Annotated in this window: 15 protein-coding genes and 1 tRNA gene; 7 read left to right on the top strand and 9 right to left on the bottom strand. The window is 57.2% G+C overall.

All coding sequences use genetic code 11. The features are described from left to right. Window positions 1–2 precede the first annotated feature (2 nt). Window positions 3–1,232: an NAD(P)/FAD-dependent oxidoreductase gene (locus tag ACNKH3_RS04460; protein WP_420208391.1), complete on the bottom strand. Its 1,230-nt coding sequence runs from the start codon at window positions 1,230–1,232 to the stop codon at window positions 3–5. A gap of 821 nt (window positions 1,233–2,053) precedes the next feature. Here ACNKH3_RS04460 and ACNKH3_RS04455 point away from each other — a divergent pair. The 6 genes from ACNKH3_RS04455 to ACNKH3_RS04430 all read left to right on the top strand — a co-directional run bounded on the left by ACNKH3_RS04455 (window position 2,054) and on the right by ACNKH3_RS04430 (window position 8,671). After that, entirely contained in the window at window positions 2,054–2,929 is an 876-nt protein-coding gene (locus ACNKH3_RS04455) for a PfkB family carbohydrate kinase (RefSeq protein WP_420208390.1), read from the top strand. Window positions 2,930–2,932: 3 nt separating this feature from the next. After that, window positions 2,933–4,885 (top strand): amylosucrase, encoded by a 1,953-nt coding sequence (locus ACNKH3_RS04450; protein WP_420208389.1) that lies wholly within the window; start codon window positions 2,933–2,935, stop codon window positions 4,883–4,885. A gap of 29 nt (window positions 4,886–4,914) precedes the next feature. Continuing rightward, the gene (locus tag ACNKH3_RS04445) at window positions 4,915–5,337 is read left to right on the top strand and encodes a hypothetical protein (RefSeq protein WP_420208388.1); all 423 of its coding nucleotides are present in this window, start codon (window positions 4,915–4,917) and stop codon (window positions 5,335–5,337) included. 255 nt (window positions 5,338–5,592) lie between these two features. Further along, window positions 5,593–6,531, top strand: a complete 939-nt coding sequence (locus ACNKH3_RS04440) for a CHAT domain-containing protein (protein ID WP_420208387.1) — start codon at window positions 5,593–5,595, stop codon at window positions 6,529–6,531. A 98-nt stretch (window positions 6,532–6,629) separates the two neighbouring features. Next, entirely contained in the window at window positions 6,630–7,787 is a 1,158-nt protein-coding gene (locus ACNKH3_RS04435) for a CHAT domain-containing protein (RefSeq protein ID WP_420208386.1), read from the top strand. A 32-nt stretch (window positions 7,788–7,819) separates the two neighbouring features. After that, the gene (locus ACNKH3_RS04430; protein ID WP_420208385.1) at window positions 7,820–8,671 is read left to right on the top strand and encodes a caspase family protein; all 852 of its coding nucleotides are present in this window, start codon (window positions 7,820–7,822) and stop codon (window positions 8,669–8,671) included. Window positions 8,672–8,730: 59 nt separating this feature from the next. Here ACNKH3_RS04430 and mutS read toward each other — a convergent pair whose 3' ends face one another. From mutS to rnc, 8 genes are all read right to left on the bottom strand, one after another. Continuing rightward, the gene (gene mutS / locus ACNKH3_RS04425; protein WP_420208405.1) at window positions 8,731–11,388 is read right to left on the bottom strand and encodes a DNA mismatch repair protein MutS; all 2,658 of its coding nucleotides are present in this window, start codon (window positions 11,386–11,388) and stop codon (window positions 8,731–8,733) included. 89 nt (window positions 11,389–11,477) lie between these two features. Then, window positions 11,478–12,494 carry a hypothetical protein gene (locus ACNKH3_RS04420; RefSeq protein WP_420208384.1) on the bottom strand — a complete coding sequence of 339 codons (1,017 nt, stop codon included), beginning with the start codon at window positions 12,492–12,494 and terminating at the stop codon, window positions 11,478–11,480. Between the two features lie 23 nt (window positions 12,495–12,517). Beyond that, window positions 12,518–12,781, bottom strand: coding sequence for a hypothetical protein (locus ACNKH3_RS04415; protein ID WP_420208383.1), 264 nt, complete (start codon window positions 12,779–12,781; stop codon window positions 12,518–12,520). A 98-nt stretch (window positions 12,782–12,879) separates the two neighbouring features. Then, a complete protein-coding gene (nadC, locus tag ACNKH3_RS04410) occupies window positions 12,880–13,719 on the bottom strand; it encodes a carboxylating nicotinate-nucleotide diphosphorylase (RefSeq protein WP_420208382.1) in 840 nt (279 codons plus the stop codon). Between the two features lie 11 nt (window positions 13,720–13,730). After that, on the bottom strand, window positions 13,731–15,554 hold the full coding sequence (locus ACNKH3_RS04405; RefSeq protein ID WP_420208381.1) for a hypothetical protein: 1,824 nt from the start codon (window positions 15,552–15,554) through the stop codon (window positions 13,731–13,733). 38 nt (window positions 15,555–15,592) lie between these two features. After that, window positions 15,593–16,660: an elongator complex protein 3 gene (locus ACNKH3_RS04400; protein ID WP_420208380.1), complete on the bottom strand. Its 1,068-nt coding sequence runs from the start codon at window positions 16,658–16,660 to the stop codon at window positions 15,593–15,595. Next, window positions 16,614–18,620 carry a S1 family peptidase gene (locus ACNKH3_RS04395; RefSeq protein WP_420208379.1) on the bottom strand — a complete coding sequence of 669 codons (2,007 nt, stop codon included), beginning with the start codon at window positions 18,618–18,620 and terminating at the stop codon, window positions 16,614–16,616. Before ACNKH3_RS04395 ends, ACNKH3_RS04400 begins: the two co-directional genes overlap by 47 nt. Then, window positions 18,617–19,477: a ribonuclease III gene (rnc, locus tag ACNKH3_RS04390; protein WP_417917021.1), complete on the bottom strand. Its 861-nt coding sequence runs from the start codon at window positions 19,475–19,477 to the stop codon at window positions 18,617–18,619. The genes ACNKH3_RS04395 and rnc overlap by 4 nt, the downstream gene beginning before the upstream one ends. Here rnc and ACNKH3_RS04385 point away from each other — a divergent pair. Beyond that, window positions 19,442–19,516, top strand: a tRNA-Cys gene (locus ACNKH3_RS04385). The genes rnc and ACNKH3_RS04385 overlap by 36 nt on opposite strands. The last annotated feature ends 15 nt before the right edge of the window (window positions 19,517–19,531 follow it).

The raw sequence follows: 19,531 nt of genomic DNA, 5'->3' as shown, positions 1-19,531 counted from the left end.
CCTCAATCCTGAACTTTGCCTGCCAGAGACATCTGCGCCTCAAGCGGCAGCTCCTCGCCGGTCAGCAGTTTGTTCCAATAGACCCATTTGAACATCATCTTGCCCCAGTGATTGGTCTTAGATTCGCCCAGCAGGGAGAACGGCCCCAGACCAGGCAGCGGGAATTTGCCGGGCAGCGGCTCGTATTTGTAATTGAAGTCAATCAGGGACGCTTTGCCGAAGCCGGTCTCGATGAAGCAGTTGGAATGGCCGTCGTAATCAGGGCGGACTGGCTCGCCGTTGATCTCGCGCATGAAGTTCTCGACCATGATCTCGGCGGAAAAATGGGCGACGGAACCAGCTTTAGAGGTGGGGATAGTTGTATTGTCGCCGAGCACATACATGTTCTCGTGGTGCTCCGCCTGCAGCGTGTGGTTGTTGGTCTTCACATAGCCGACTTCATCCATGGAGACCTTGGAGTTGACCAAATAGCGCGCGCCGACGTTGGGCGGAATGGACACCAGCAGATCCCACTCGATTTCATCTCCAGCTGCGGAAATCAGCTTGCCGTTCGCGCTGTCAACCTCAGCAAGAATGAACTCAGCGGTGACTCTGATGTTCTTCTCCTTCATGACCTTGGTGAAGTAGGCAGAGGCCTTGGGCTTGGTGAAGGCACCAGTCATCGGGGTGACAAAGTGAATGTCTATCTTGTCACGCACGCCCCGCTCGGTGAAATACCAGTCAGCCAGATAGACGAATTCCAGCGGCGCGACCGGACATTTATAGGGGAACTCGGCAATGTTGAGCACCATCTTGCCTTCTTTGAAGGTGCGCAGCTTTTTCTCCAGATTCACCGCGCCTTCCAAGGTGTAGAAATCAAATATCTTGGTCTGCCAGCCTTCCATCATGCCTGGAATTTCCTGCGGCGCAATGGTCACGCCGGTGCAGACGATGATCTTGTCGTACTCGTACTTGCCTGCTGTGGTCTCCACAGTCTGCGTTGCCGTATCCACAGCGACGATCTCATCCACAATAAAGTTGATCCCTTTGCCGATGAACTCGCTGCGGGGGCGGACAAGATCCTCGGCCTTGTACATGCCGAAGGGAACAAAAATCAGACCGGGCTGATACACATGCCTGTCGTCTTTGTCAATGATTGTGATGGACCACTCGCTGCGGTCCAGCCGCTTGCGCAGTTTGTTGGCAACCATTGTTCCTGCGCAGCCTGCACCCAGAATCACCAGCTTTTTCATTTCGCATGTCTCCGTTGAACTTTCTTTTAGAGCTGATCAATAAAATTTCACCTGAAGATAGTTGTATACCACAAAACACCTTGCGCAGTCAAGACTGTTTCGCCACGTCGTGGCATTTCCAGCTGCAACGCACATTGAGGCTTAACTTTGTAACAATATGTTTTATTTGAATTTACCAAAAGATCCGTTTCGGCGCGCTGGAAAAACAAGAAAGCGGACTATAACCTGCCTTTTTTCAAAAGGGATAAAATCTCTGCGGGATTTTTTGCTTTGAGGGTTGCAGCTGCACAACCAAAGGATTAAGTTGTCAGTATTTTTAAATAATCTAAAGATCAGCGGTCTTAATTTTTAAATTTTAATTGTAAAAATTTATACATTGTTTTTTATAGTAATTTTTGTCGAGACAGCAATGATTTTATGATTGATTTTTTATATAAAAAATAATTTTGTCGTTAGAATATTTTACATTGAAAATTGAATGAATAATTTCATTTAAATGATCACAGGGCAACATATCGTGTAAAACACATTATCTGAAAGATAACAGCTCTATTATCGCTATTGAATCATTCTCTTTATTTAGCTGCGCTGATCAACCTGAAATTATTTTTCAACTAAAACATATTGACAATAATTCAATTTAGCGATATTTTCTGTTTTAGACCATGCAGCTTTTCTGCTTGCTACGTTCGACGCGACTTGTCAACTCATTATTTTTACATAATTTCCGATGTCGGCGCGGCCAATTCAGCGGCAGCCGCGCCGTCGGTCCGCAGCAGCCCCCTGCTGTGGAATCTGCTCATCTGCAAAAGGATTTTCTGATGACCGCACCTGATCTATGGATATTCGGCGAAGTGCTGTTTGATACCTTTCCCGGCGGCGCGGCGGTTCTTGGCGGCGCGCCTTTCAATGTGGCATGGAATTTGACCGCCTTCGGCGCGGCGCCGCAGCTGATTTCAGCTGTGGGCGATGACGACGCGGGCCAGATCATCGCCGAACGGATGGAGAGCTGGGGCATGAGCCGCAGGCATCTTGGCGCAGCTGCCGGATATCCCACCGGAAAAGTGACTGTGCAGTTTGTCGGCGGCGAGCCGTCCTACACCATTGAAGAGCAGCAGGCCTATGACAACATTCCTGCCGCTGTTCTGCCGGAACGCAGCCAAGGCTGGCTTTATTTCGGAACGCTGGCCCTGCGGACAGCGCACAACCGAAAAATTTTTCATGCGCTGCGGCAGCGGCACCAAGGCAAACTTTTTGCGGACATCAATCTCCGCCAGCCGTTCTGGAGCAAAGACAGCGTTCTTGCTCTCTTGGACGGCTTGGACTGGCTCAAGCTGAACGAGAAGGAGCTGGCTCTGATTGCCGAAGGCAGGGATATGGAAGAACGCGCCCGCCAGCTCAAAACCCGTTTCGCTTTTGAAGGCATTGTGGTGACGTGCGGCAGCCAAGGCGCGGTCGCGATCGGCCCGGACAACGCCCTGCTCGAAGTCCGGCCTGACAAACCGGCGGCGGTCGCCGACACTGTGGGCGCAGGCGATGCCTTCGCCTCGGTGCTGCTGCTGGGCCTGCTGCGCTCCTGGCCGCTGGCCGAGACCTTGCGGCGGTCGCAGCAGTTCGCCGCCGCCGTGGTCGGCATTCAGGGCGCGGTGAGCGCGGATCCGGCCTTTTATCAACAGCATCTTCAATCCTGGCAGTAAGTCATGTACGAGCAAATCGCCCACTCCCTGCTGAACAAAATTCTCAATCAGATGCAGCCCGATTTCCACAAACGGGATCTGCGGCATTTCTACACCCGGCTGGGCGCCAATTTCTACGCCATCCACAGCCTGTTCAGCCGCCTCTACGGCAGGCGGCCTGATTTTGAGGAGTACATGCTCCAGCTGGTCGAAGTGCTGGCGCGGAACTACTTGGACCGGCCTGCGGAGCTTCAGGAAAGCGACATCGCCCGCGAGCAGGATCACAACTGGTTCCTCCATCAGAAATGGGTGGGCATGGCCCTGTATGTGGACGGATTTTCCCTCAATCTTCAGCATTTGAAAGAGAAAATCCCCTATCTGACGGAGCTGGGCGTGAATCTGGTCCATGTCATGCCGATCCTCAAAAGCCCTGCGGGCAAAAGCGACGGCGGCTACGCGGTCAGCGATTTCCGGGCTGTCAACGAGGAGATCGGCACTTTGGACGACCTCTGCGAGCTGGCCGCAGCCTTCCGGCAGGAGGGCATCCTGCTGGCCTTGGACGTGGTGGTCAACCACACCTCGGATCAGCATGAATGGGCGGAGCGGACCCGGCAGGGCGACCTCCGCTTTCAGGAGTATTATTTTGTTTTTGAAGACCGCAACCTTCCCGACATGTTCGAGCAGACCATGCCCGAAGTTTTCCCGGACACTGATCCGGGCAACTTCACCTGGGACGAGGCGATGCAGAAATGGGTGATGACGGTCTTCCATAACTACCAGTGGGATTTGAACTACGGCAACCCGCAGGTCTTTCTGGAGATATTGGATGTCATCCTCTTCTGGGCCAATCAGGGCGCGGACATCGTCCGCTTGGACGCAGTGGCCTTTCTCTGGAAGAAACTCGGCACCACCTGCCAGAACCAGGAGGAGGCCCATCTGGTCCTTCAGCTCTTCAAGGACTGCTGCCAAGTGGTCGCGCCCGGCCTGCTTTTCATCGCCGAGGCCATTGTCGCCCCGCTGGAGGTGATCAAGTATTTCGGCGAGGACGCAGTCGTTGCCAAAGAATGCGAAATTGCCTACAATGCCACCTTCATGGCCCTGCTCTGGGACGCGGCGGCCACCCACAGCAGCAGGCTGCTGGCTCATGCCATCAAAAGCCTGCCGGACAAGCTGGAGCGGGCCACGTGGCTGAACTACATCCGCTGCCACGACGACATCGGCTTCGGCTTTGACGACGCGGACATCCGGGCCGCAGGCTACGAGCCGCGCGAGCACCGCAAATTTTTAGTGGATTATCTGACCGGCAGCTTTGAAGGCTCCCGCGCCGCTGGCCGGATTTTCGGCTACAACCAGAAAACAGGCGACGCGAGGGTTTCCGGAACGCTGGCCTCCTTGGCCGGGCTGGAATACGCGGTGAACCATCAGGAGGCGCAGGAGATCGACTTCGCCGTGCGGCGGATACTGCTGCTGCACAGCCTGATTTTCTCCTTCGGCGGCATTCCCCTGCTCTATTACGGCGACGAGGTCGGCACTTTCAACGATTTCAGCTACACCGGCAATCCGAACAAGGCCGACGACAGCCGCTGGATGCACCGTCCCCGCCTGAACTGGGACGCGCTGGCCCGGCGGAACGAGCCAGGCGCACCGGAACACGCCATTTTTCAAGGGCTGCGCAAAATGATCGCAGTGCGCAAGGAGATCGCCGCCTTTGCCGACTTCAACAACCGGGAGCTAACCGATCTGCGCAACGACCGCCTTTTCAGCTTCATCCGCGTCGGCCAGCAGCCGGATGAGTCGGTCTTTGTCATCGTCAATTTCGACCGCAGCGCCCAGGCGGCTGACATCCGCCTGCTGGAGGGGCACGGCTTTAGCCGTCACGAGGAGATGATTGATTTAGTCACAGGCCGACCGCCGCACTGCTTCCAAAATGAGCTGATCCTGCCGCCCTATCAATTCTACTGGCTCAAAAAAGGCTGACGACGCTGCTCGTTGCAGGAGGACATACCATGCCCAGCCCCTTCACCTCGGAACAGCTTGCCAGCCTGTCCCTTCAGATTGACCAGCAGCTTGCCGAGCTGCGTGACGCATCAGCAGATGCCAAATACAAAGGCGACGAACCCGGCAAGCAGGACATCCCCGAACGCCTGCCTGCGCAGTGGCAGGTGATTGCCTCTGTCACTAAGGAGGAGCCGCGCAGCTTCTGGCTGCGGTTCAAACAGGCGGCCCGGCGCGACCTTTGCGAGGAAGGCGGGGTGCTGTATGCGCAGTGGCAGCGATACCGCGACCTGAGCAGCAAGAGCGTGCTGGAGTCCTTCGGCGCAATCCTTGTGGCAATGGGATATTCTGGCAATGCCTTGCAGGTGCTGGGCGTGGCCCTTGTGGTGATTGTCCTGCATCTTAACTGCACGGTCATTTGCGAGGAGGACTGACCCTTGTTCAAGAGCACCAGAGTGGTTGTTTTACGATCAGGAGAGTGGTCGTCTGACGATAACCAGAGTGATCGTAAACCGAACAGGAGAGTGGTTGGAAAACGATCACTCTCCTGTCCGCATTCCGAGCACCAGAGTGCTCGTGGCCGGACAAGGATTTTGCCTTTGCCAAGGCCAGGCTGATTGCCGCCGGACGGTGCGCAGGGTATAGTTATTGTTCATCGCCGCCATCCCATTGCCACAGGAGCTTCCACCATGCCCCTCGAACTGCGCCTCACCTTCCCTGATCCCGCCCATGTCATGGTTTCTCTGTTCGGAGCCAACCCGGACAGCAGCCAGCCAGCTCAGTTCATCAGTCCGTTGAATGAGGACGACCTGAAAGAACTCGGCTGGTACGTGGAAGACTACGGCACCAGCTATGCTGCCGAGCCGGACGATGAGCGGGCCGGCGCAGTAAAGGCAAAGCTGCCCGAATGGGGAGCTGCGCTCTTCGCTGCTGTATTCGACAGCGACCGCAAGTCAGCCAAGTTGTTCGACCGCTTTTTGGACACTGCGGAAGAAGGCCGCGTCCTCAGCATTGCTGCCGATCACCCAGCTGTGCTGGCCCTGCCGTGGGAGCTGCTGGCCACGCCGGGCGGCTCCTATCTCTTCAACGAGAACCCGCCTATCTCCATCCGCCGGGGCTTGCCGAGCGCAGGGCAGGGACGCAGCCCGAAGCCACGCGCTGCCAAGTCTGTGCTGCATCTGCTCTTTATCGTCAGCAGGCCGGAGGGAGCTGGCTTCATCAACCCGCGCGGCGATGCTGAGGCCGTGCTTTCCGCTCTGGAGCAGCAGGATTCGGCACGGGTGGAGGTGGAGTTTCTCCACCCGGCTACGCTGGAGGCTCTGAGGCAGCGGCTGCGGGATGAGCGGCGGCCCAAGATTGACATCATCCACTTTGACGGCCACGGCACCTTTGCCAGCGAGAGCAGCCTGAGCGCAGCCGGGAAAGGTGAGTTCACCAAGGCAGGCGGCGCGGCAGCGGACAAGCAGCAGGGCTGGCTGCTCTTTGAGGACGAGGAGGGCGGCAAGGACTTGGTTTCGGCGCAGGAATTCGGCGAGCTGCTCTTCCGCAATCAAGCAGCACGTCATTCGGGACAAACCTGCCCGGCTCCATGCTCCGCTCGATCTACAGCTTTTTTAATTGTCAGCTAATACATATTTCTTGACATCCCAAGGCGGTTTCCCGTAGAAGGTAGGGAGCATCTTGATTTTGGCCTTAATCAAAAAAATAGCGGGAGATACAGAGCGTGATGTTTGGAGGATACAGCGCAGGACGGCAGGAGATGCCAAGAATAATTCATATCTCTATAGCCCGTTATCGGCCTGACTTGCCGGACACAGGCCAGTCATTGGATTTTCTTGTTTCCATTCACGAAGAGGGTACAGGAATTACTTGGCAGCAGAATGTGATTGTTGACTGGAAGATCAAAGAATATATTATCAATTCGACTAGCGATTTATTTTTATGGAGCAAGAATATAGGCCTCACTCTAAAGAAAGCCAACAGCTTGCTCAAGGAAATTGGCGAGTGTCTCTATAAAACTTTCATTGGAACTGAAGGCGAAAAAGTTCTTGAACGCATAAATCCTACAGCGATTTTATTTAATATTGATGAAACAATTATGAGCATCCCTTGGGAGCTTATAGGGTTTGCTTCGGAAAAATTTGCTCTTGACAAGGTTCCTTTTGGTCGTCTTGTCACTACGCGTATGCTTTTGAGGGAAGGTCGTAATCCCTTGCAGCAGGATTCTACTGTCCGTATTCTTGCTGTTATTAATCCAACATCTGATCTTTCTCCTGCTGAAGGAAAATATATTGCTACGCTGCACGAATTAACAGGACAGCAAGGCCGATTTCAGGTTGAGGTTGACATGATTGTCCGAGAACAGGCTACATTAAGCAATTTCAAGGAGAAAATAGCTGCTGGAGATTACGATATGCTTCATTTTGGTGGACATGGTTTTCTAAATCAGGATAATCCAGGTCTCAGCGCATTGCGTTTTGCGGATGGAGAACTTTCTGCGGATGACGTGTTGACACTACAGTGGAAGAATGCGCCACCCTGCTTTGTTTTTAGCAGTGCTTGTGAATCGAGCGGTGCTAAAAAAGGTCAGCGGCTTGTCTCCAAAGAAAATCAAACGAATGGCTTGGCAGCCGCTTTTTTGACCGTCGGAGTTTCCGCGTATGCTGGCTATTTCTGGCCAGTCACTGACAGCGGAGCCACAGCTTTTACAAGAGTATTTTACAACACCTTGTTTGAACATGAAAATGTTGGCCTTGCCTTTATGGAGGCCAGGAAAGAAACAATCTGCGACTTAGAAGAATGGGGAGAGTTGACGGGATGTAGTGCTGTCTTGTATGGTGATGCTGGTTCTGCACACCGACAAGATTTAGCTACAGCTAATTAGCTGCAAAACAAACTATATAAAAGGAGAACGCAATGTCAAAGAAAGCATTATGTGTAGGCATCAATAAATATCCTGTTTTAGATGGGAAGGATATTTCTCTTAGAGGTTGCGTGAATGATGCTATGGCTTGGGCTGATCTTCTTGTTAATCATTATGATTTTGCAAACGTAACCTTGCTGCTCGATGATCAAGCAACGAAGACGAAGATGATTGAAGGGCTGAAGAACCTTCTTCTCGGGGCGCAAGCTGGAGATGTTCTGGTGTTTACAAACTCGTCGCACGGCACTTATGTCATTGATAACGATGACGATGAGATTAAAACAGTATGGATGGGTCAGTATGATCAAGCAATTTGCCCATACGATTGCAAAGATAATCTGCTGATAGATGATGAAATCAGAGAACTTCTCTACGATCTTCCAGCAGATGTGCAGCTAACGGTGATTTCAGACTCCTGCCATTCTGCTACAGTTACAAAGGCTATTATTAAAGCGCAACCATCATCTATTGTACCCCCAGATGATCGGCGGCCTCGTTTGCTTCCTCCTGAGTGGCTTGGGTTTAGAGCAATTAATTCAGCAAGGGAAACCCCTGAGATAACTTCTATCATAAAGAAAAGCAAGTATCCAGAATCGGAGATGAAGGAAATACTGCTCAGTGGATGTAAACGTATGCAATCTTCATTCGATGCTGCAATCAAAGGCAAATATCATGGTGCCATGACATACTTTGCCATAGAATCTATCAAGGCTGCTGGCTACAAGCTTACTTATCAAGAATTATATGATATGTATTTAAATGATTTTGAAGATAAGTATAGCTATAACCAGCAGCCGCAGTTAGAAGGAACCGACGCTAATAAGCAGCGGCAGCTCTTCACGTAACCGCCTGCAAAACAAACACGTTGCGGCACCTGATGAATTCAGGTGCCGTAACGTGTTTCTCACCCCCGCTTCATCGCCTCTTCCACCAGCGCATAAACCAGCTCCTGCGCCTGCTTGGGAGACAGCTCGTCCGGGTCCACCTCCTTGAGCAGCTGGCGCAGGCAGTCCTCCTTGGCTGGGAAGAGGGAGAGCTGGCAGGAGTTCGCCTGCTGGCGTTTCGCCTTCCGCACAGACACCGCAATGCTCGGCTCGCCAGTCGGCGTGAACTCGCCCCGCTCGATGTTGGTCAGGATCTCCTGCGCCCGCTGCACCACCTGCTTGGGCACACCTGCGAGCGCAGCGACTTGGATGCCGTAGCTGCGGCTCGCCGCTCCTTTCACCAGCTTGTGCAGGAAGATGATGCTGCCCTTGTGCTCCCGCACGGCGATGGAGTAATTCCTGATGCGCGGGTGCGTGGGCGCGAGGTCAGTCAGCTCGTGGTAGTGCGTGGCGAACATGGTCTTCACCCCGCGTCCGTTCTTGTCGGCAAGCTCCTCAGCCACCGCCCAAGCAATGGCCAGTCCGTCGTATGTTGACGTGCCGCGCCCGATCTCATCAAGGATGACCAAGCTGCGCTCGGTGGCGTTGTTGAGGATGTTGGCCGTCTCGTTCATCTCGACCATGAAAGTGGACTGGCCGCGCCGCAGATCGTCCATTGCACCCACGCGAGTGAAGATGCGGTCAACAAGGCAGATCTCCGCCTGCGCCGCCGGAACAAAGCTGCCAATGTGCGCCATGAGCACTATGAGGGCGGTCTGCCGCAGCACAGTTGATTTACCCGCCATGTTCGGGCCAGTGATGATCAGCAGCTCCTGCTCGCTCTGATCCAGCAGCACGTCATTGGGGACGAACCTGCCCGCCTCCATGCTCCGCTCGATCACCGGGTGACGGCCCTCAACTATGCAGAGCGCGTCGCCCTCGCTGACCTGCGGCCTGCTGTACTGATACCGGGCTGCGGCCTCAGCCAGACTGAGGTAGAAATCAGCGCGGGCCACCTCGTGCGCGGTCGCCAGCAGCCGCTCACTTTGGGCGGAGATCTGCTCCCTGATCTGAAGGAACAGCTCGTATTCGAGCAGCAGCCGACGCTCCTCTGCTGTGCTGATCTTCTCCTCCAGTTCCTTCAGTTCAGGGGTGATGAAACGCTCGGCGTTAGCCAGGGTCTGCTTGCGGATGAAGTAGGCTGGCAGCTCGCCTTTCTGCTGGGCGCGGCTGACCTCAAAGTAGTAACCAAAGACCCGGTTGTAACCTACCTTCAGCTTGGCGATGCCGCTGCGTTCCCGCTCCTTGGCCTCCAGTGCGGCGATCAGCTGCCTGCCGTCACGGAGGAGGTGCAGCAGCTCGTCTAATTCGGCATGAAAGCCTTCCCTAATCAGACCGCCCTCACGGAGCGTCACCGGCGCATCATCCCGGACAGCACGGTGGATCAAATCATGCAGGTCGAAGAGCGGATCCAAGGCTGTGCCGGTCTCATGCAGCAGGCTGGCAGGCGTGTTCAGCAGCAGTTTCTTCAGCTCCGGTAAACAGGCTAAGGAGAGCTTGAGAGCCGCCATGTCGCGGGCGTTGCCATGACCGAGCACCAGGCGACTGCACAGGCGTTCCATGTCGTACACGCCCTTGAGCAACTCCTGCATATCACGCCGCCGCACGCTGTCTGCAAGCAGGGCAGCCACCGCCTCCAGCCGCCGTTCAATCCGGGCCTTGTCTTGGAGCGGAAAGAGCAGCCGCTGCCGGAGCAGACGCGCGCCCATAGGCGTGCAGGTCAGATCCAACACTGAGAGCAGCGAGCCTTGCCGTCTGCCGCCAAGAGCGGTCTCTGTCAGCTCTAAGTTGCGGCGCGAGGACTCATCTATGATCAGGAAACCTGAGCGGGTAAGCAGGCGGAGCTGACGGATGAAGGAGAGACCCGTCTTCTGGGTATCTTGGATATAAGCTAACAGGCCACCCGCTGCCCGGATGCCGGTGTCCAGCCCCTCGCAGCCAAAGCCAGCAAGGCTGCTGACACGGAAGTGTTCGAGCAGGGCGCTACGGGCAGTGTGCGCCTCAAAGCTGCTGTCCTGACGCAGGGTCAGACACAGGCCCGGCAGGAGGGCTTGCAGGCTTTCGGTGAGCGCGGTCAACGGCTCGGCTTCGTCCTCGGCAAGCAGCAGCTCGGCAGGCCGCAGCCGGGTGATTTCATCAATGATGCTCTCGTGACTTCCGTCTGCAACAGGCAGTTCGCTGATGAGGAAATTGCCGGTTGAGACATCGAGAAAGCTCAGGCCAATCGCCAGCAACTTCGCTCCCCTGTGCGAGGCAGTCAAGGCGCAGACAAAGGTGTTGCTCTTCTCGTCCAAGAGCTGCTCATCCGTAGTGACTCCCGGCGTGACCACCCGGACAACTTCCCGCCGCACTATGCCCTTGGCCTGCTTCGGATCCTCGACTTGTTCGCAGACCGCAACCCGGAAGCCCGCCTTGATCATCTTGCTCAGATAGCTGGCAACTGCGTGGTGCGGCACCCCGCACATGGGCACTTGGTTCTCATCCTCGCGGCTGCGTGATGTGAGCGTGATGCCCAGAGTCTTCGAGGCAATCTCCGCATCCTCGAAGAACATCTCATAGAAGTCACCCATCCGGTAGAAAAGGATAGCGCCGGGATGCTGCGCCTTGATCTCCAGATACTGCCGGAGCATGGGAGTCATCTTGAGGGCGGCAGGAATGGAAGGGGTGGAATCTGAGGGCACGATGTGGGATGGTTTAGTTGGGGTTGTGGAGAATGTCACTGGAGTATTTACTCTTCATCACGAGGCCCAAGCACAGGAGCTGTAAGAAGATCGGATACTAAGAATGATAAATGAGGTGCCAGCTTGTTAAATTTTTCATTATCAAGAGTTCCGCTATGTGCAAGACGGCTTCTTAGATCGTAGCATTCGCTGAAGTATTTCGTTGCGATCATCCCTGCATACCTACGATTTCCTAACTGCTCTGTAACAAGCCGTTTTCCTGCCTGTTTGATTGATTCCTGCTTAAGCCAGCGAAGAGCACCGACCATCGAATCCGAATCTTCTTTTGTGAGCGCACGATTATTCTTTGTTGACTCAATCAGCATATCTACATGCGCAGTTGCCGCTTCAGAACGTGGAGTGTAATCGCTTAACGCCTCAATTGTTATAACTAAAAATAAGAAAGCAGCAAGAATATCTGGCTGAAAGAGAGCTGTATTAAAGAGTCGGTAGGCAAGACGCTCACGTTCTGAAAATGCAGGAGAGGACTTTAAAGATACCATAAATGTCCTGAAAAATATATCAGGATCAGTGCCAATTCTAAATGTTGAATGAACAGAGCTAAAGAGTGGTTTATCTTCAGAGCTAAATATGATCACATGACCATCAACTTGTTCAATATGCTTCCGTCCTCTTTGTTTCTCAAAGAAGGTAATCATTGATTCGGTCATTGTGATATTCTTTTCTGAGAAATCAAGCCCCATACGATGCCTTGCACAGGTGGCCATCAAAGCATTTTTTATGCGTTGCCCATTAATCTCTGCGGCTTCGTAAGATTCGTACCCAGAACCAGAAACAATGAGTTTGTCTGTGTCATAAATCGAAGCCTCTTCTTTCGCAGGTGAAGAGAATGTGACTGAATGAGGTGATCCATGGAGAGGCAGCTCCATCTTCCATTCCTTTGTTTGCAATGTGCTACTTGCTGAAGACAACGATTTTGGAAAGCTCATACGGAAAGAATAGCTCATTTTTTCTCTATCGATATTTTCAGAAATTTGTTCGCACCCACAGCCCGTGCCGCTCATCCTAAAAAGCTGCGCGGTCTTTGTCAAGGGAAGGCTGAAGGTTGATTGGCGCAGGAAAGGAAGTGCCACATGGGCACCTCGTTCTCATCGCCCTTGTTACGCGAAGTGAGCGTGATGCCCAGCACCCGCGAGGCTTTCTCCACGTCCTCGAAGAACATCTCGCAGAAGTCTCCCAAGCGGTAAAACAGGATGGCTCCGGGGTGCTGCTCCTTGATTTCGAGGTACTGCCGCAGCATGGGAGTCATCTTGAGGACGGCTGGGGAAGCGGAGGTAGTGTCAGTGGGCACGATGCTGGGATGTGCGGTTGAGGTTGGTAGGGTTATGGCGCAGGGGCGGTTCGCGAACCGCCCTTACATGCTGGGACAGCTTGCTGAAGCGCAAAACATCAGCCCGCCGCCCAGTCCAGCCCGATGTCGCAGGCCGGTGCCGAGTGCGTCAGCGCGCCGACCGAGATGATGTCCACTCCGGTTTCAGCGATGGCCCGCACCGTGCGCAGGTTCACCCCGCCCGACGCTTCGACCAATGCCTGGCCTGCGATCAGCTCCACTGCCTGCCGCAGCGTCGGCACGTCCATGTTGTCAAGCATGATGACCGGCACGCCGCAGGCCAAGCATTCCTCCACCTGCGCCAGCGTGTCGGCCTCCACCTCGATGGCCATGGTGTGCGGCGCAGCGGCCCGCGCCCGGCGCACCGCCTCGCTGATGGAACCGCAGGCGGCGATGTGGTTGTCTTTGATCAGCACGCCGTCGCTGAGGCTGTAGCGGTGGTTGCGCCCGCCACCGCAGCGCACCGCGTGCTTCTCCAGCAGGCGGAGGCCGGGCGTGGTCTTGCGGGTGTCAGCGATGACCGCCTTGCAGCCCTGCACTGCATCCACATAGCGTTTGGTTAATGTGGCTATGCCGCATAGCCGCTGGGCCAGATTGAGAGCCACCCGCTCGCCCCGGAGTATGCTCCGCACCGGGCCGCTGACCGTCAGCAGTGTTTCGCCGGGTGCCGTGCGCGTCCCGTCCGGGGTGATGTGGAAGAAGCGTATCTGCTCGTCAAGCAGGCGGAAGACGCGGGCGGCGACGCTCTTCAGCCCGGCAGCGACCAGCGGCTCCCGCGCCACGAAGAGCGCCGAGCCGGTCTCCTCGCTGGAGAATATGGCCTCAGTGGTGATGTCGCCGTGTTCGAGGTCTTCACGGAGGAAGCCCCGCAGCAGTTCGTCCAGCAGAAATGTGTCCATCGCCGCCGCCATCAGGGTTGCGCCTGCGCCGCAGCTGGGTCGGCAGCCGGGACTGTCAAGCCTGGCAGCACGTTCATCGTCATCTCAATCCCCCGGCTGGTGAAATCCAGCTCCGTCGTCATGCGGAGGTCAACCTGCTTCATCGCCGCGACCGCTGTTTTCAGCTCCGCGTTCTTGCCGTCCTCAATGGGCAGCAGCTCCTCCAACAGGCTGTAATATCTGCTGTAATCCATGCTGCCGGCAAGGAAGCCCTGTGAGGAGTCCAGCGCGGCGGCCTTGAGGCTTTTGGCCGCCTGCTCGCCTGCGCTGCCGGAATAGACGGTCAGATGCGAGCCGTTGACCGCCGCTGTCAGCGGGAAAGGGAAGGGCGCAGGCACCTGTGCCGGAGCGCCGTCCGCCGAGAGCTGCAAGGCGGCCAGCTGCGGCAGCAGGGCTGAGGCTGTCCGCACCAAAGCCATCGGGTCTTTGGCGGAGAGGCTGACCGCTGCGTCTAACTGTTGCGGCAGAGCGAAGCCGCCTGCCGCCGCCTTGTCCATCGTCATCGAGAAGAGGGAGAAGGACAGGCCGCGCACCCCGGCGGCCATGCCCGCCGCCATGCCTGCCGCCGCCGGATTCTGCGTCTTCGCCTCAGCCTGCATCTCTTGCAGGAAGCCGCACTTGTACTGCTTCTGCGTGAACTCGGTCCACTGCCGCGTCAGGTACGGGGCAATGTTGTCCATGTTCAGGCCAAGGGCGACGGAGAAGACCGCAGGCCCGGCGGCGTTGCGGACATAGTCCGGGACAAAGCCGCGCAGGGACTGGAGGCTGTCCAGCGCAGGCTGGTCGGTGCTTTCCAGCACCAGCAGCGAGTTGAGGCGGGCAGGCTGGGCCTTGAGGTCGAACTCCGTGTAGCCGCCGAAGGTCTGCGGCCACTTCGCGGTGATCTCCTGCAAATCGCTGCGGCAGCCCTCGTTTTGCAGATCAGCGAGCTGCTTGGCCGTCTCCTTCGATGCCTGCGGCAGAAGCAGCTGGAGCATTTTCGCCATCCGGTTGCCGTCTTTGGTGGTCAGCCCGGTGGCGATCTGCTGATGATCAAGGTAGCCAAGCCAGGACGGGTGCAGTTTGTGCTTGTCGCGCAGCACCTTGAGCCGCCCGCTCTGCTCCAAGGACTTCTCCGGCTTGCGCTGGCCGAACGCCAAGGCCAAGGTCTGCTCGCTGTCCACGCCAAGGTCGAGCATGAACACCGCCTCCTTGCCGTCCACGCCGATGATCAGGCTGACCGCAGGTGTTGCTGCCGCCGCTGTCAGCGCGTAACGCCGGAACGAGGCTGTGCCTGCCGCGCCGTCCTGGGCCGCCGTCACCTTGGCCTTCTCCTCCAGCCCGGCGAGCTTCTTCTTGAACTGCTCCGGGTCGCTGAGGCTGATCCGGCAGAGCACCGGCGCCAGGCCGACAGCGTAGGAGACGAGCTGCGGCTGCTCGGCAAAGCCCCAGCTGGCGAACTGCGCGTCCGGCGCGGCGGCGGTCTCCATATACGCCTGCCAGAGCTGAAGCAGGATGCGCTGGCCGTCGCTCTTGGCCTCCGCGCCGAGCTTCTCCATGTCCTGCGGATGCAGCAGCTCGTCGCTCAACTTGAAATGCGCGGCAGTCCATTGCAGGGCCTCTTTCAGCGGCACCGGCTCCAGCCCGCCAGCAAAGAAAATGGTGTCGTCAGGCACCAGACTGAGCATGGAGACAGCGGCGGGCTTGGGCGGCTCCGGCTTCTTCCGCACTTCCGCCTCCTTTTCTTTTTTATCGCAGGAGACTAACAGCAGCGAGGCGAAGACGATGGAAAGCAGCTTCTGTTTGGCGCGGTTCATAATATGTCCTTGGTTGTGTTGGAGAGAGATGCGGCCTGTCATGCCGGTTCAAGGGAGTCTGCGTCCAGACGCACTGTCCCCCGTTCCTGCGTGGGGTCTGTTGTCAAAGTGATCCGCTGCCAGAGGCCGAGCTGCCGCAGCCGCTCGACATTCGCCGATTTCAAGCCACGGAAGGCGGACTGATCGCGTGGATTGATGCGCAGACGGAAAGTGCCGGTCTTGGCCTGCGCCAGCAGCCTGCGCGTCTGCCGCAGCAGCAGGCGCGAGCTGACTAATTCGCCAAAGGCCGGATGCCACGGCCCGGCCAGCAGGGATGATTCCAGTTCCTCTCCTGCCTGAAGCCCTGTCCGTATCACGCGGATGCCTGCCCGCTCAAAGCGCTCCTTCATGAAGGCGGTCAAAATCACCGCCTTGGCCAAGCTGAGCGGCTTGTAGCTGCCCTGCGCGTGGAGATCGGCCAAACCGCTGTTCTGCACCACCAAGAGCGGATAAAGGCGGATAAAATCAGGCCGCAGGGCGATAACCCGGTCAACGGTGCGGCGCAGCGAGGCGCGGCTGTCGCCGGGCAGGCCGATCAGGAGCTGAATGCCGGTTTCCAGCCCGGCCTGCCGCAGCACGGCGGCGGCCCGTTCGGTGTCGGCAGCGGTGTGGCCGCGCTTGGCAAAGGCAAGAACCTCATCGCTCATCGACTGCGCTCCCAGCTCCACTGTGGCCACGCGGCGGTCTTTGAGAAAAGCGGCCTGCTCCGCGTCCATGCAGTCAGGCCGGGTGGAGAGCCGGAGCGAGCGCAGCTGGCCTGCGTCCAAAAAAGGTCTGGCCGCCAGCAGCAGCTCCTCCTGCCGCGAGCGGGGCAAAGCGGTGAAGCTGCCGCCGTAAAAGGCGGCCTGCGTCTCGCGCCTGCCGCCTGCCCGCTCCAGCCATGCCGCGATTTCCGCCTGCACCGTTTCCGGCGTGACTGGCCTGTTCCAGCCGCTGATCCGGTGCTGGTTGCAGAAGAGGCAGCGGTGCGGGCAGCCCTCGTGCGGGATGAAAACCGGGATGATCAGCGGGCCGGACACCTCAGAAAAATTTGATGCCGCTGATGAAGCTGGCGCAGTCCTGCTCAATGTCGCCCTCCTCTTCCGCCGCGCTTTTGTACGAGCAGCCGACGGTGAACAGCGCGCCGATCTTCTGCCCGTCAGGGGCGGCCACAGTTTTTTTCGTCTGCGGCGCGGCCTTGTGGATGATGCGGCGGTCGCCTTTGTCAATCACCTTGCCGGAGAACTCGCCTGCGCCGCTGACCGCCTCTTTCCACGTGCTCTTGTAGCTGTCCGTGCTGAACGGCCCCGGCTCCCAGAGCGGCTGAACGCGGTAATGCGCCGGACTGCCCTTCTGCGGGAAGAGTTCAAAGCGCACCAGCGCCTCAGCCAGCAGCGGGCCGTTGTCATAGCCGAGGTGGAAATGGAGCGAGGACTTGCCGCTGATCTTCGGGCTGCTGAAATCGAGTTGAAAATCCTTCAGCTTCAGGCGCAGGCGGCTGTTTTCGCGGACCAGCTCCGCCCCTTGGAAGAATATCGGCAGCAGCTCCTTGTCCAAGGCGAAATATTCGGCCCAGTCGTCCGCATCGCCTTCATAGCCGAGAGATATCTCGTCCGCGCCTTCCTTGATGATGCCGAAGTAGTTGAGCTTGAGGATGCCGACGCGCTGCGCCGTCACATTGCAGAGCGCGCCTTTCGGATAGGGCAGACAGTGGCTGCTCATGAAAAAATTGTTATGCTCGCTGTACCAGAGCGAGGAAGTCCAGCGTCTGCCCAGCTTGTCGGTCCAGATCTCGTTCCGCTCCGGCTCGCCAAAGCTGACGATGCGGACTTTTTCTCCGCCCATCTGGCGGTAGTAGGGCACCGCCTTGAGCAGGGTGTCCATGATCAGCTTGGGCGAGCCGAGAAAAGCTTTGAGCGGCAGATCCGGCGATTTTTCAACCACAGCCTGAAAGGAGAAATGAAGCGCCTCGCCGCGATGGACATGCTGCTCGGCGGAGAGCGGGATTTTTTCCAGCCCGTAGCTGGCCGCTGTCCACTGCTTGAAATCCACACTCGGCGACAGCGAGGCCGCGCCTTGAAAAACCGGCTGATTGCGCAGATAGTCGCGGAATCTCTCCCCGGCGGGAAAATTCCTGTCCTTGACCTGCTCGGCCAGCTCGGCAGCCAGTGCTTTATGGAAATCCTCCAACGAGTTCTGGGCCTTTTCGGCCAGCTCCGCCACGGGCGCAGGCAGAGGAAAACTGAAGACCCAGTCCCGCACCACAGCCTCCTCAGTGCCTGCGATGCCGATTCTGACATTGCGGGATTGGAATTCCGCCGTGTCCGGCAGGGTGTTTAGCTCGCTGATCGGAACTGCCGCATTGTAGTTTTCGCCGACATTGGCCCGCCGGACGATCACCCCGGCGACCTCTCCGGCCATGTTGAGCAGCGGGCCGCCGCTGTTGCCCGGCGAGGCGGGCGAGGAGAAGCGGATGTCCTTCCACAGGCCATATTCGCGCTCCTCGGTGAAGGAGGCCACCTGCCCGGCCCGGTAGGCGATGCCTTCGCCCAAGGCGTTGCCTGCGGAGAAGACCGTGTCGCCCACCTCCAGCGCGCCGCTGAACAGGGCGAGCGGCTCGGCCTGCTCCGGATATTCCTTCAGGTCAAAGATGAGCAGGTCGCGCACCGTGGAGCAGCGGCGGATTTTGTCCACCGGATAGACCGTGCCCGCGCTGTCGCGGATGAAGTAGTCCTTCTGCAAGGAAAAGCTGGTCAGACTGAAGACATGGGCCGCTGTCACCAGCTCTTTGCCGCTGATGAAAAAAGCGGTGCCGATGCTGTTGTATTTTTCATTCCGCTCGCGGAAGTCCAGCTTGTCAAAGGGCAGGGGGCGGTCGTATTCAATCCGGCTGCTTTCCAGCTTCGGCGTGACCACTTCGTAAATGCCGTGATTGAGCCGGGTGATCAGCTCCTTGCTGAGGAATCTGATATTTTTGTCCTCCGCTGCCGCGCTGCTGACAGCGCAGAGCAACGCCAGCAGCGCGGCGGCCAGCCTTCTGAAATTCATAGATCTCCTGTTTGGTTTGAAAAAAGCTGCTCCAGCGCGGCGCGGGCGGCAGCCTGCTCCGCTTCTTTCTTGCTCGAAGCCGTGCCGGAACCAAGCGTCCTTTCACGGAAGCTGACCGAGACGGTGAAGAGCCGGGCATGGGGCGGGCCGTCCTCAGCTTCCAAGGCGTAGAGCGGCCCCTCATTGTGCCGCTCTTGCAGGATTTCTTGGAGCTTGCTTTTGGCATCAGCGGCAATCAGCTTCTCGCCCTGCCGGTCAATCAGCGGGCCGAAATGCCGCCGCACATGCGCCTGCACCGCCTCGTAGCCGCTGTCCAAGAACATCGCCCCGATCACCGCCTCGTAGGCGCAGGAGAGGATGGAGGCTTTCTCCCGCCCGTTGGAGCTGTCCTCGCCTTTGCCCAAGAGGATGTGCCGTCCCAGCTCAAAGCTGCGGGCGATGTCAGCCAGACTGCCTTCATTCACCAAGGCGGCCCGAATGCGGGTCAATTTGCCCTCGCGCAAATCTGGAAAGCGGAGGAAAAGAAGGTGGCCGACCGCCATGTCCAAGGCCGCGTCGCCGAGAAACTCCAGCGTCTCATTGTGCCTGCCGCAGTCCATGCGCTCAAAGGCGAAGGAGCTGTGGATCAGGGCGAGCTGAAGCAGCTCGCGGTCGCGGAAGACATGGCCGATGCTGTCCTGGAGCTGGGCCAGCTGCTCCGCATGTCTGATGGTCAGCTCTTCAAGCGTGGTTCCCATGTTCCTTGTCTGAAAAATTCCGGGCGGGCTGATTTTCCCCTTGTCAAGATTGCCCCGGATGGAGTATAAATTGCCGCACAGCAGGGCGACGTAGCCAAGTGGTAAGGCAGAGGTCTGCAAAACCTTTACTCAGCGGTTCAAATCCGCTCGTCGCCTCCACGGACATTCAAGGCC

It is taken from the genome of Candidatus Electronema sp. JC (assembly GCF_048287365.2).
Taxonomy (GTDB): Bacteria; Desulfobacterota; Desulfobulbia; order Desulfobulbales; family Desulfobulbaceae; genus Electronema.
The sequence above is the reverse complement of the archived record's forward strand: the minus strand, read 5'-3'. Positions and strand labels throughout refer to the sequence as shown.

Bases quoted from the DNA above. Each gene is read 5' to 3' on its own strand.
- ACNKH3_RS04455 (WP_420208390.1), top strand. From the start codon at position 2,054: ATGACCGCACCTGATCTATGGATATTCGGCGAAGTGCTGTTTGATACC.
- ACNKH3_RS04450 (WP_420208389.1), top strand. From the start codon at position 2,933: ATGTACGAGCAAATCGCCCACTCCCTGCTGAACAAAATTCTCAATCAG.
- ACNKH3_RS04405 (WP_420208381.1), bottom strand. From the start codon at position 15,554: ATGAACCGCGCCAAACAGAAGCTGCTTTCCATCGTCTTCGCCTCGCTG.
- ACNKH3_RS04420 (WP_420208384.1), bottom strand. From the start codon at position 12,494: ATGAGCGGCACGGGCTGTGGGTGCGAACAAATTTCTGAAAATATCGAT.
- ACNKH3_RS04435 (WP_420208386.1), top strand. From the start codon at position 6,630: ATGTTTGGAGGATACAGCGCAGGACGGCAGGAGATGCCAAGAATAATT.
- ACNKH3_RS04395 (WP_420208379.1), bottom strand. From the start codon at position 18,620: ATGAATTTCAGAAGGCTGGCCGCCGCGCTGCTGGCGTTGCTCTGCGCT.
- ACNKH3_RS04445 (WP_420208388.1), top strand. From the start codon at position 4,915: ATGCCCAGCCCCTTCACCTCGGAACAGCTTGCCAGCCTGTCCCTTCAG.
- mutS (WP_420208405.1), bottom strand. From the start codon at position 11,388: ATGACTCCCATGCTCCGGCAGTATCTGGAGATCAAGGCGCAGCATCCC.
- ACNKH3_RS04460 (WP_420208391.1), bottom strand. From the start codon at position 1,232: ATGAAAAAGCTGGTGATTCTGGGTGCAGGCTGCGCAGGAACAATGGTT.
- nadC (WP_420208382.1), bottom strand. From the start codon at position 13,719: ATGGACACATTTCTGCTGGACGAACTGCTGCGGGGCTTCCTCCGTGAA.
- ACNKH3_RS04430 (WP_420208385.1), top strand. From the start codon at position 7,820: ATGTCAAAGAAAGCATTATGTGTAGGCATCAATAAATATCCTGTTTTA.
- ACNKH3_RS04440 (WP_420208387.1), top strand. From the start codon at position 5,593: ATGCCCCTCGAACTGCGCCTCACCTTCCCTGATCCCGCCCATGTCATG.